Genomic DNA, 12,359 nt, shown 5'->3' with positions numbered 1-12,359 from the left:
GCTGCCGCGATTCCGCCCGATTTCGCAGAGGACCTTTCCTGTGCAGCGGCTTAATCGGCTTTCGCTCGATCTCCAATAATGGCCGCTCGCTGCGTCGAGCCCCCGCGCGCCGACGCGACCACCGGCAATCGGGCCGGAGACCAACGACAAGAAAATCCTGTGCATTCCTACCAAACAGACCGACACGCCCCCGCGACGCCACGCGCGACGCCGATCGCCGCGCGCGCCCGCACGCGCGCGGCCGCGGGCACTTTCATCGCAGCGTGCGTCGCCGGCGTGGCGCCCGGCGTCGCGCACGCGCAAAGCAGCGTGACGCTGTACGGGCTGATCGACACATCGATTACCTACGCGACCAATCAGCGCACGCAAGGCGCCGGTTCGCCCGGCAGCGGCAGCGTCGCGCTCACGAGCGGCGCATTGAACGCGTCGCGCTGGGGGTTGCGCGGCCGCGAGGATCTTGGGGGCGGGATGGCCGCGGTCTTCACGCTCGAGAACGGCTTCTCGGGCACGACCGGCAAGCTGTCGCAGAAAGGCGTCGACATGTTCGGCCGCCAGGCATGGATCGGCATCAGTTCGCGCACGGCCGGCACGCTGACGTTCGGCCGGCAGTACGATCTGATTCTCGACTTCGTCACGCCGCTCGGCGCATCGGGGCCCGGCTGGGGCGGCAACCTCGCGGTGCACCCGTACGACAACGACGACTCGAACCGCAATCTGCGCATCAACCATGCGGTGAAGTACACGAGTCCGGCCTATCGCGGGCTGACGTTCGGCGCGCTCTACGGATTCTCGAACACGGCCGGTGCGTTTTCCAACAACGCCGTGTGGAGCGCGGGGCTCGCGTATGCGAACGGCCCGCTGAAGCTCGGCGCCGGCTACCTGAAGATCAACCGCGACCGTAATGCGCCGAATCCGGACGGCGCGCTGAGCACGGTAGACGGCTCGGCGACGATCACGGGCGGCAACCAGCAGATCTGGGCGATGGCCGCGCGCTACGCATTCGGCCCGCACTCGGTCGGCGCCGCGTGGTCGCACTCGGCCACCGACGGCGTGAGCGGCGTGCTTCAGGGCAGCGGCATCACGCCGCTGAAGGGCGAATCGCTGGTGTTCGACAACTTCACGGTCGACGGCCGCTTCTTCGCCACGCCGGCGTTCAGCGTCGCCGCCGCCTACACGTACACGATGGGCCGTTTCGACGCGCGCACCGGCCAGACCCGCCCGAAATGGAACCACGTCGTCGCCCAGGCCGACTACGCGTTCTCGAAGCGCACGGACGCGTATCTCGAAGCCGTCTATCAAAGCGTGAGCGGCGGCAACGGCAATCCGGCGTTCAACGCGACCGTGTGGACGATGACGCCGTCCGCGAACGGCAACCAGGTCGTCGTCGCGCTGGGCTTGCGACACAAGTTCTGACGATCGGGCGTTCGCGCAACGGAGATCGCGTGCTGCGTGGTTTTTTTCACAAAAAGGCGGAGAAACTGTTCACGTTGTGACATTTTTCCTACTCTACTTGCAGCGGCGCCGTGATTTGGCGCTCCGGCCGACACAATCTTTCGTCTCGCATATCGCCGGCTTACGAAAGTGCATCTCGCACGCGGGCCGGCGCCTTCGCGCCGCGTCGTCGGCCCCGTGCCGTGACAGTTCTCGCGCATCACGCTTTCGATGATGTCCACGCAGTCAACCGCAGGAGACGCACGATGAGCAAAACGAACCGACTGGTCCTCGCAGTTTTCGCGCTGCTGGCGGGTTGCCACCACGCGGCGAAAACCCCGGAAAATGCAGGCATGGCGCCGGAGCCGTCGAGCGAAGCCGTCGCCACGGTCGCGGCCGACGATCTCAACAACCCGAACAGCCCGCTCGCGAAGCGCAGCGTCTATTTCGATTTCGACCAGTACTCGGTGAAGCCCGAATACCAGTCGCTGCTGCAGGCACACGCCGACTATCTGCGCAGCCACCCGTCGCGCCACGTGCTGATCCAGGGCAACACCGACGAACGCGGCACGTCCGAATACAACCTTGCGCTGGGCCAGCGCCGGTCGCAGGCCGTGATGAGCGCGCTCGAAACGCTCGGCGTGCAGGCGTCGCAACTCGAGGCGGTGAGCCTCGGCAAGGAAAAGCCGGTCGCGCTGGGCCACGACGAGGAATCGTGGTCGCAGAACCGTCGCGCCGATCTCGTCTACCGTTGATCGCGGGCCGCATGCCGCCGCGATGGCGGCATGGCGGCCCGGCATCGTCCGTACCCGTATCGCGTGCCGTGCCGCTATCCGGACCCGCAAACAGCATGGAATAAACCGCCCGCCCCGGACGTTTCGTCATCGCGCGGCCTGCGGTTCGCGCGAATCGCGCCACCGCAAGGCCATCGCGGCAAAAGGAGAGCGAAATGAGATCGGCAAGATGGGCTGCGGCGCTGGTCGCGGCGGTGATGCTCGTGCTGTCGGCCGGATGCACGTCGTCGGGCGGCGGCGCATCGCAAGGACCGGGTATGAGCCGCTACGGCGGCGCAGGCGGCAGCGGGAGTGGAGGCGGCGGGGGCGGCTACTGACGCGCCGCCGGATCGGGGCGAACGGATAGCCGCGCGCGAGCGGGGCCGTAACTCGGCCGCGCTCGCGTGCGATTCCGTGCGACTCCGTGCGTCGCCGCCCCGCTTATCGACGCATGGCCTTCACGTCGGCCGGCGTCACGCTCGCGGGCTGGCCACCCCAGATCGCGCGCAGGTAGTTCGCCAGTTGCGCAAGTTCGTCGTCGCCCAGCGTGCGCGCGAAGCCCGGCATCGCCTGCATGTTTTCGACACCGGCGAACTTTTGTTCGTCGATGCCGTCGAGCATCGCGACCAGCAGATTGCGCGGATCGCGCTGGCGCAGCGTCGAATTGCCATTCATCGGCACGGCCACGTGCGGCTTGCCCTCCCCGTTCATGCCGTGACAGCCTGCACACACCGCGAGATACACGGAGCGGCCGGCTGCCAGCTGCGCGGCGTCGGCCGATACCGGCTTCACCGGCTGCGGCGCGGGCGGCGTGTCGCCGAGCAGGTACACCGACAGCGCGCGCAGGTCGTCGTTCGTCAGATGCTGCGTGCTCAGGTGCACGACCGGATACATCTCGCCGAACGCCGAGCCTTGCGGCGCGATGCCGACGCGGAAGAACGTCTGCAGGTCGGTGCCCGTCCAGCCGCGCGCGGCAAGCCCCGCCGGCGTGATGTCCGGTGCGGCCACGCGGCCGAGCGCGGCGCCCGCGAACGGCTTCGCGCCGTCGAGCTGGCCCGTGAACGCGCGCGGCGTATGGCATTCCGCGCAGTGGCCGAGCGCGCCTGCCAGATAGCGGCCGCGCTGCCAGTCTGCCGACTGGCCGCCCGATGCGTCGGGCAGCGTGTCCTTGAGGAACGCCATGTCCCAGAACACCATGCCGAAGCGCAGGTTGTACGGGAACCTCAGTTCATGCGCGCGGTTGCCCTGCGCGACCGGCTTCACCGTCTTCAGGTACGCGAACATCGCGTCCGCATCGGCACGCGTGAGCTGCCGGTACGACGTGTACGGCATCGACGGATACAGCCGCTTGCCCGGCGCCTGGCCGTCGTGCAGCGCCGCGTAGAAATCGTCCGCACTCCAGTTGCCGATCCCGTGATCCTTGTCCGGCGTGATGTTCGAGCCGTAGAACGTGCCGAACGGCGATTCGAGCGGCGCACCGCCCGCGAACGGCGCACCGTCCTTCGCGGTATGGCACGCCGCGCAGTCGGCAGCCTTCACGAGATAGCGGCCGCGTGCGACCCGGTCGGCGCCGGGTGCGCCGGATGCCGCGCTCGATACCGGCGCGTCATGGCCGCCGCACGCGGCGAGCAGCAGCGCGCACGCGGCCGCGAGCGCGGGCACGCGCGCGGCCCGCGCGGCACGATGGGCGAATGTGCGTGTCATGCGGCGTCCTTCACCAGTCCAGGCGTCGTCAAGATCAGGTCCTTCACGGCTTCGTAGTAGCGGACGTAACCGGTGCAACGGCACAGGTGCGCGTTCAGCGCGTCGGTGATCGTGCGTTCGACGTCGGCCTTCGCGACCGGCTCGCGATGCAGGCGCTCGATCAGCACCGTCGCCGCGTTCACGAATCCCGGCGTGCAGTAGCCGCACTGGAAGCTGAAGTGCTCGAGGAACTTCTGCTGGACCGGCGACAGTTCGACCACCTCGCCCGCTTCGTTGCGCTTCGCGTGGCCTTCGATCGTGCGAATCGAACGGCCATGGAAGAAATGCGCACCGGTGATGCAGGTGCGCATCTCCTCGCTGGTGCCGTCCGGCTTGTCGACGATCACGACGCACGCGTGACAGACGCCCTGCCCGCAGCCGAGCCGCGAGCCGGTGAGGCCCGCATACTCGTGCAGGAACTCGATCATCATCAGCCCTTCGGGCACCGGCATCGGGCCCACGGTCTTGCCGTTGATCCTGACCGACAGCGCCTTTTGCTGGAACCGGACGAGCGGACGCTCGCCGGCCGCCGGTGCGGCTGCGGACGAAGCGGGCGCGGCGGATGCACCGGGTGCGGCCGAAGCCGCATTCGGCGCGGATGCGCCGGTCGCGGCCGCACTGGCGCTCGCGGCCGACGCGGCGGTTTGGGCAGTCGTCATGCGAGCACCTCCTGAATCTTTTGCGGGGTCACCGGCAAATCGGTGAAACGATGGCCGATCGCGTGCGCGATGCCGTTCACGATCGCGCCGACGACCGGGATCATCACCACTTCGGCAACGCCCTTCGGCGGATCGGTCTCGGACAGCGGCGGCAGAATGTCGCCCGTCTGCGACCACACGGCGACGTCGGTCGCACGCGGCAGCTGGTAACGGTTGAAGTTCCACGTGCCGTTGCCGGGGCCGTCTTCGTAAAGCGGCAGATACTCGTGCAACGCATGGCCGATACCCATCGCAAGGCCACCCTGCAACTGGCCCGACACGAGCTGCGGCGAAATCTGGTTGCCGCACTCCATGATCGAGTGATGCGCGAGCAGTTCGACCTTGCCGGTCGCTTCATGCACGGCGAGCTCGACGAGCGTGCCGACCGCCGTGTAGTACGTGACCGCCGCGTTATTGCGGCTCGTCGGCGGGATGAACACGCGCTTGCGGTCCAGCACGCGATAACCGTTCGCGGTCGGCGGCAGCGTGCCGCGCAGCGCGGCCGCGCCGGCCGGTGCGGCGGTGCCCGGCACCGGACCGTCGTCGCCCGTCTTCGGCGCGCCGACGCGCAGCGACAGCCCGTCGATCGGCAGACGCTCGATCGCGCCGCCGACGTCGAATTCCGCGTCGGTCCATTGCCAGCGATTGAACACGTGCACGACGGCGCCGGTCGGCAGGCCGAGCGCATGCGCCTGCTTCGCGAGCTGCTCGAACGTCAGCGGCTCGAGCCCGTCGGCGGTCAGCTTGCCGTCGACCCAGCGCGCATCCTCGATGCGTATCGCGTACGGCGCTGCCTGGCCGCCGCCGAGGCCGCGCGTCCAGATCGACATCGCCGCCGGCCACAGACCATAGCGGAATACCGCGCGCGCGGCTTCGCGCGTGCTGTGCGTGAAGTAATACGCGGAATTCGTCGCGCTCGACGGCGACGCATAGCCCGGCGACCAGCGCGGATTCGCGCTCAGCCGGTCCTGTTCGGCCTGCGACATCAGATACGGGTCGCCGCTCGTCTCGATCGGCAGGTCCGGCCATTCGGTCACCGCGACGCGCACGTCGGTCGCCGGGCGGCCCAGCCACTTCACGACCGCGACCGCCTGCGACGTCGACATTCCGGTGCCGATCTCGGCAGCCGTGTGATGCAGCGACACGTTGCCGTTCGCGTCGAACTCGACCTTCGCGAACGATGCCTCCGCGCCCGTGCCGAAATCCTTCTGCACGCACGCGAAGCCGACGCCGTAGCGCTTGCCCGGGTTTGCCGCCTCGAATTCGGTCTTGCGCGCCGCACGGCGCGTCCACAACGGATGCTGCTTCGCGCGCTCGAGCACTTCGTCGACGCGCAGCGCGCCGGCCGGAATCGCGCCCTGCGTGTTCTTCATCCCCGAACGCAGCGCGTTGCGCAGGCGAAACTCGATCGGGTCGATGTGCAGTTGCGCGGCGATTTCGTCGATCGCCATCTCGGTCGCGGCCATGCTTTGCAGCGTGCCATAGCCGCGCGCCGAGCCGGCGTCGATTGCGCGAGAGGCAATCGCGACCGCCGCAAGATCGCTCTTCGGGAAGTAATAGATCGACTGCGCGGCGGTTGCACCGACCATCGCGACCGACGGCGAGAAGTTCGAGCGGCCGCCGCCATTCGCCTCGAAGTCGCCCTTGAACGACTGCAGCAAACCCGTATTGCGATCGACCGCGATCCGGTAACGCATGTTGAACGCGTGGCGCTTCAGCGACGTCTGGAACTGCTCGTAGCGATCGTTCGCGAAGCGCACCGGCCGGCCGTCCGCGTACAGCGCGCACACAAGCCCGTAGAACGGCACGTTGCAGTGATCCTTCGAGCCGTAGCCGACCGTGTAGCACGGATGCACGAACAGCTTCTTCACCGGGAAGCGGCATTTCGCGACCATCGCGGCCGCGTTCTCTGCCACTTCGAGCGGCGACTGCGTGGGGACGACGAGGTGCAGCGACTGCGTCGCCGCGTCGTACCAGCAGTTCGCGTTGTCGGGTTCCAGCGCAGCGGTATCGACCGACTGCGTGCTGTACTCGCGGTCGAACACGAGCCAGTCGGCCGGCGGATGATCGAGTTCGCCGGCGATCTGCGCGGCGAGGAACATGCCCTGCTCGTCGAGCTTGCCGTGCTCCTTGCCGTCGGGCCACACCGGCAGGTGCTTGCGCATCATGCTCGGGAAGATCGGCGCGTCCTTCAGGCTCGAATAGACGTCGTCGTCATACGCGGTCTTGCCGCCCACCCGCACGTAGCGAAACGTGCCCCACGGATCGCGCTCGAGCGGGCCCGTGACCGCGCCGTAGCGGATCACGTCGTCGCGGAACTTGAGCGCGTTCTTCGCGAAGCGAAAGCGCGCGAAGTCGTGATAGACGAGGATCGCGACCGCATGGCCGAGATACGCGGGCATCTTGCCGGCAGGCAACAGCATGTCGTCGCCGTAAAACGCGGGAAACGCGACGCCGTCGCGCGCGAGATCGTCCGCCGTGACCACGCGGTCCGGTTTCAGTTCATCGCCGAGCAGCGACAGGTCGAAGCCTTCGTAGATGCGGTCGGCCTGCGTGGCGCGCAGAATCAGCGCATGCGACTGCTGCTGAGGCCAGTGCGGCATGTCGGCGGCACGCACGTCGCGGGCGAACACTTTCGAGCCGGTGACCTTCGCGATGCCGTCGATGCGGAATTTGGGGATGCCGGTGACGCTATCCCATTTGACCGGGGTGAGGAGCTTTTCTTCGAAGAGCGCCGCGAACGCGCGGCTGCCGATGGGCGCGACGTAGACCGCGACGCCCGCCAGCATGCTGGCTTTCAGAAAACCCCGCCGTGACAGGCCGTGGTTTTTCATTGGGGGAATCTCCTGATACGGCTCGGACGGCGATCGGGTGTCGCGGCGTTCGGAGCGGCGCGCATTCTGGCATTATTTTCGATATATCGCCTATAGTATTTCTCGCATGAAATACTTATTGAATTTCTTATAACGAGATTCATACCGTGGCGGAGGCGGATCGCGAGCCGCACGCGTGCGCGGGCGGGATGCCGCGTCTGCCGTTCGGTCGGCGGCCGCTTCCATCGTCCGCACGGCGACGAACGGCGCACGGCGCGCGGCCAAGGCCGCATGCAAGCGGTTGCCCCGGATCGTCCCGTCAGCAACGATCCGGCGCACGTGCCGACGGATTCGTCACGCGCGATCATGCATGATTGACCAGTACGCGTCGACGTCCCCGGACGGCCCGCGCAGCCGGCGTTTCATGGTAATGTCGTGCGCATCGGGCTCACCCGTCATCCCGCCGTGTGCCGGCGCGGGGTGCCGGCGACGAGTCGCATCGTGTCGAGGTCAAAATAGCCATGGCAGTCAAGGCACGCCTCCTGAACGCCGTTCTCGCCACGCCTCCTTCCGGCAATCACCAGGTGACGGCCGAACTGCGTCCGTCGATGCTCGTCACGCTGTTCGAGGACGTGCGTCCGATGGCGCTGTCCGGTCTCGCCAGCGCATTCGTCGCGACGATCGCGCTGATCCGGCTACAACAACTGTGGTGCTTCGCGTGGCTCGTCGTCGACGTCGGCCTGCTCGCGGCGCGGCTCGCGATCGCTCGCACCTATGCGATTCGCCGCGCCGCCGGGGACGATCGCGCCGAATACTGGGCGCGGCGCTACGCGCCCGTGTCGCTCGCCGCGTGCTTCGTGCTCGGCGTCGGTGTGATGGGCTGCGTGGATGCGCCCGACGTCGAAGTCGGCACGCTGGCGGTGATGGTCGCAGGCGGCGTGTTCGGCGGAATCGCGTCGCGCAATTCGGCGCTGCCGCGGCTCGCGATGACGCAGGTCACACTCGGCGTCGTGCCGATCGGTATCGGTGCGCTGCTGGTCGAGCGGCCCGGCGCATGGCTGCTGCTGCCGCCGCTGCTGATCTATCTCGCCGCAATGCGCACCGTCGTCCAGCGTCATTACCGTGTGCTGGTCGCGCTGATCGCGGCGCGGCAGCGCAATGCCGAACTCGTCGCGCACTTCGACGCCGCGCTCACTTACATGCCGCACGGGCTGTGCATGATCGACGGCGAAAGCCGCGTGATCGTCGCGAACCGGCGCACCGCACAGCTGTTCGGCTCGCCGCGCGAGATCATGCTCGACACGCCGCTGCCCGACGTCGTTGCGACGCTCGGTGCGAGCACGGTGGCCGATCCCGGTGATGGCGGGCTCGCCGCGCAGTGCGCCGTGTGGTTGACGCGCGCCGAGCCCGTGCCCTTCGACATCGTGCTCGCCGACGGTCGCCAGCTCGAACTGACGCGCCATCGCGTGCCGGACGGCAACGCTGTAATCATCGTCGAGGACGTCACCGCGCGCCGGCGCACCGAACAGCATATCCGCCATCTTGCTCGGCACGATGCGCTGACGGGATTGCCGAACCGCCATGAACTCCATGCGCAGCTGAAGCGGATGCTCGCGCATCGGCCGCGCATGCCGAACCCGTCGCTCGCCGTCATGTATCTCGACCTCGACGGCTTCAAGGCGATCAACGACCGCTTCGGCCACCAGGCCGGCGACGAAGTGCTGATGCAGGTCGCGCAGCGGCTGCGCAAGACGCTGCCGGACGGCGAACTCGCGGCGCGGGTTGGCGGCGACGAGTTCATCGTCGCGCTCGACGCGACCACGATGCATGCGTGCTCGCTCGTCGCCGAGCGGATCATCCAGCAGATTTCGGCGCCGTACACGCTGTCGATCGGCGAGACCGTCATTTTCGGAATCAGCATCGGGATCGCACTCGACGACGGGCATGGATCGCCCGACGAACTGATCCGGCAAGCCGACAGCGCGCTGTACGACGCGAAGTCGGCCGGCAAGGGAATCTATCGGTTCTACTCGGCGGGCAGCAGCCGCGTCGCGCCCGTGGCCGCAAGCTGAGCGCGCTGCGGCGCGTAGCGGCGCCAACGCGCGCGCATGGTCCGCCGTTGGCTGTCGCACGTCGGTCCGGCTCCCGGCGTTGCACGCATTCCGCCGCCCCCTTTCCGCGATTCGATCCCGCAACGCTTTGCGCGATTCTGCGCGCGTGCGTACGCGCGCATCCGTGGCCCGTGTTTCGCCGCGCGCCCCCGTGTCACGTGACGTGTTCCGTAACATCGGGCCGCCGCGCGCGTCACGTTCGCCGCAGAAGCCGGCACGATCGGCGCGGCGAGCGGTATTTCACGGCTGGCACCCTTATTGCTCTTTGACTATGAAACAGCACGTCAGGGAGCCACAACATGAATACCGTCGAAGTTCTCAGCCACGCGGAAACGAGCGATCGACTCGACGTGATCGACGGCGCCGCGCTGATCCGGCGGCTCGTCTCCGAGCACCGCACGACCGCCGCGCGTGAAGCCGCGTGCGTCGACAATCCGCCGCTCACGCTGTACGGCGCGTATCGCCAGGGCGTGACCGATTACGCGGCGCGCCGCGCGAATCCGTATCGCGCCGGCAGCCGGTACTGGGCTCTGTGGGAGGAAGGCCGTATCGAGGCTGAAACTTCGGGCCGCTGACGCTCGCGCGCGCCGCCGCTGCCGCGGCAACGGGCTGACGCGCCGTCCGGCGGGTGCGGGCAGCCGGCCCGCACACCGGCATGCGTTTCAGCGCTGCAACATCGCGCGCGGCGGCTGTGATTGCACGTGTCGCGCGTTCGCGTGCCGGCCCGTCGGCGGCCTTCGGCCAACCCTTCACCGCGCGCGCCGCGCGGCGGCCGTTTCCCGATAAGATGGCAGATTCCGTTCATCGAACGACGTTGCCATGACCGCCTCTTCCGCACACCGAAATCCCATCCACTGCGAAATCGATCTGGACGCGCCAGGCAAGCATGCGGGCTACCTGCGCCTGCCGCATTCCGTGCACCGCTCCGCGTACGGCTGGCTGCCGATCCCGATCGCGTCGATCCGCAACGGCGACGGCCCGGTCGCGCTCGTGATGGCCGGCAACCACGGCGACGAGTACGAAGGCCAGATCATCGTGTCGCAGCTGATGCGCGAGATCGATCCGGAGATGGTCAGCGGCCAACTGATCCTGTTGCCGATGGCGAATTTCCCCGCGGCCGACGCGGGCCTGCGCGTGTCGCCGCTCGACGAAGGCAACCTGAACCGCAGCTTTCCCGGCGACCCGGCCGGCACGCCGACGCAGATGATCGCGCATTACATCGAGCACGCGCTGCTGTCGCGCGCGCAGTATCTGGTCGACCTGCATTCGGGCGGCAGCTCGCTGCTGTACCAGGGCGGCAACATGCTCGCGATCGATCCGCTCGACGATGACGAAGCGGCAAAACTCAACGGGCTCCTCGTTGCGTTCGGGCTGCCGAATGCGCTGCTGCACGCGCCAAATCCCGTGCATTCGGCGTCGGCGGCGCGCCGGCAACGCGCAATCTCGATCGTGACCGAACTCGGCGGTGCGGGGATGGCCGATCCGTCGCTGATCCGGCTCGGCCGTCACGGGTTGCTGCATTATCTCGGCTATATCGGTCTGCTGCGCGGCCCGCTCGTGCCCGACGCACCGCCGACCGTCACGCGCTTTCTGCGTGTCGATGGCGATCGGCACTTCGTCTACGCGTACGAACGCGGGCTGTTTGAACCGCTCGTCGAACTCGGCGATCAGGTGAAGGCCGGGCAACCGGCCGCGTGGGTGCATTTTCCCGATACGCCGTTGCGCGAGCCGGTGCTGCACCGGTTCAACGGCGACGGCGAGGTCGTGTGCAAGCGTGTGCCCGCGCAGGTGCGACGCGGTGATTGCTTGTTCCAGCTGGCGGAGCCGTCGACGCCGCCGCGAGTCATCGGGTAACGCGTTCGGTCGGGTCGTCCGGCCATCACCCACATCAGAGGCACGGCGTGCGGTGCTGCCAAACCGGCCGCGTTGTCCATCGCGCCGCTTCTGCAAGCCTTCCAACACCCCGCACGAAATCCTTATCGAAATTGCTTCGTTCGTCTTTGCCCGCCGCGCCGCTAACGTGTTCGAAACGGCGGCGGCGCGCCGGGTGCATCGCAGCAGGCATCGCGCACGCCGTCATCACGACAACCGCGTCGCGATAACGGAACAGACCGGCCAGCCCGTGTGCCGCGAGCCCGCCGGAGGTGTCCGCATCGCCCGCCCCTCGCGATGCCCATGGCCACGAACGACCGCCTCATCGACACGACACCGCTCGACGTCCGCGCGCAACCGCTGATCGACGCGCTGATCGACGAATACGCGACGCGTTACGACGCGTATCGCCCCGACAGTCGCGCATCCGCGCGCGACGAACTCGCGCGCTACCCGGCCGAACTGTTCGCGCCGCCCGAAGGCGCGTTCGTGCTGCTGCTGCGCGACGGCGAAACGATCGGCGGTGGCGCGTTCAAGCGCTACGACGCGCAGACCGCCGAACTCAAACGCATCTGGACCCGCGCGGACCTGCGCCGCCAGGGTCTCGCACGCGTGATCGTCAACGCACTCGAACTGCGCGCCGCGCAGCAGGGGTACCGGCGCGTGTACCTGACCACCGGCTTTCGCCAGCCCGAAGCGTGGGCGCTGTACGACCGCACCGGTTACACGCGGCTGTTCGATGCGTCGATCGATCCCGAAGCGTATTTCCACCTGCGCTTCGGCAAGGATCTCGCCGATCCGTCGCGCACGTCGACGCTCGCCGACCTATGGGCACCGCTGCCCGAAGCGGTGCTGCCGCGCTGAACGCGTGGCGCCATCCGGTTCGGCTTCCCGGCTTCCGGCGACACCGCGACAACA

General features: G+C 67.9%; 10 protein-coding genes. 7 read left to right on the top strand and 3 right to left on the bottom strand.

What is annotated here, in order from left to right; genetic code table 11:
- Positions 1–255 precede the first annotated feature (255 nt).
- The 3 genes from KDW55_RS04835 (at position 256) to KDW55_RS04825 (ending at position 2,542) form a co-directional block, all read left to right on the top strand.
- Positions 256–1,413 (top strand): porin, encoded by a 1,158-nt coding sequence (locus KDW55_RS04835; RefSeq protein ID WP_245163620.1) that lies wholly within the window; start codon positions 256–258, stop codon positions 1,411–1,413.
- A gap of 284 nt (positions 1,414–1,697) precedes the next feature.
- On the top strand, positions 1,698–2,186 hold the full coding sequence (gene pal / locus KDW55_RS04830; RefSeq protein ID WP_069242996.1) for a peptidoglycan-associated lipoprotein Pal: 489 nt from the start codon (positions 1,698–1,700) through the stop codon (positions 2,184–2,186).
- Between the two features lie 194 nt (positions 2,187–2,380).
- Positions 2,381–2,542, top strand: coding sequence for a hypothetical protein (locus tag KDW55_RS04825; RefSeq protein WP_040139849.1), 162 nt, complete (start codon positions 2,381–2,383; stop codon positions 2,540–2,542).
- Positions 2,543–2,645: 103 nt separating this feature from the next.
- Here the strand turns inward: KDW55_RS04825 and KDW55_RS04820 are convergent, their stop codons facing one another.
- The 3 genes from KDW55_RS04820 to KDW55_RS04810 are packed head-to-tail and all read right to left on the bottom strand — an operon-like array spanning position 2,646 to position 7,479.
- A complete protein-coding gene (locus KDW55_RS04820) occupies positions 2,646–3,908 on the bottom strand; it encodes a cytochrome c (protein WP_212160074.1) in 1,263 nt (420 codons plus the stop codon).
- The gene (locus tag KDW55_RS04815; RefSeq protein WP_209822627.1) at positions 3,905–4,606 is read right to left on the bottom strand and encodes a (2Fe-2S)-binding protein; all 702 of its coding nucleotides are present in this window, start codon (positions 4,604–4,606) and stop codon (positions 3,905–3,907) included. Before KDW55_RS04815 ends, KDW55_RS04820 begins: the two co-directional genes overlap by 4 nt.
- Positions 4,603–7,479, bottom strand: a complete 2,877-nt coding sequence (locus KDW55_RS04810; RefSeq protein WP_212160077.1) for a molybdopterin cofactor-binding domain-containing protein — start codon at positions 7,477–7,479, stop codon at positions 4,603–4,605. The genes KDW55_RS04815 and KDW55_RS04810 overlap by 4 nt, the downstream gene beginning before the upstream one ends.
- 500 nt (positions 7,480–7,979) lie before the next feature.
- Between KDW55_RS04810 and KDW55_RS04805 the strand changes: the two genes are divergently transcribed.
- The 4 genes from KDW55_RS04805 (at position 7,980) to KDW55_RS04790 (ending at position 12,305) form a co-directional block, all read left to right on the top strand.
- A complete protein-coding gene (locus KDW55_RS04805) occupies positions 7,980–9,530 on the top strand; it encodes a sensor domain-containing diguanylate cyclase (RefSeq protein WP_059546965.1) in 1,551 nt (516 codons plus the stop codon).
- A gap of 338 nt (positions 9,531–9,868) precedes the next feature.
- Positions 9,869–10,144, top strand: a complete 276-nt coding sequence (locus KDW55_RS04800) for a hypothetical protein (RefSeq protein ID WP_040139855.1) — start codon at positions 9,869–9,871, stop codon at positions 10,142–10,144.
- Between the two features lie 244 nt (positions 10,145–10,388).
- Complete coding sequence (locus tag KDW55_RS04795; protein ID WP_059546967.1) at positions 10,389–11,423, top strand: succinylglutamate desuccinylase/aspartoacylase family protein; 1,035 nt, start codon at positions 10,389–10,391, stop codon at positions 11,421–11,423.
- 321 nt (positions 11,424–11,744) lie between these two features.
- Positions 11,745–12,305, top strand: coding sequence for a GNAT family N-acetyltransferase (locus tag KDW55_RS04790; RefSeq protein ID WP_040139857.1), 561 nt, complete (start codon positions 11,745–11,747; stop codon positions 12,303–12,305).
- Positions 12,306–12,359: the final 54 nt, after the last annotated feature.

The organism is Burkholderia sp. AU19243, from assembly GCF_018148075.1.
GTDB classification, from domain to species: Bacteria; Pseudomonadota; Gammaproteobacteria; order Burkholderiales; family Burkholderiaceae; genus Burkholderia; species Burkholderia latens_A.
This window is presented reverse-complemented; position numbering and strand designations above follow the sequence as displayed.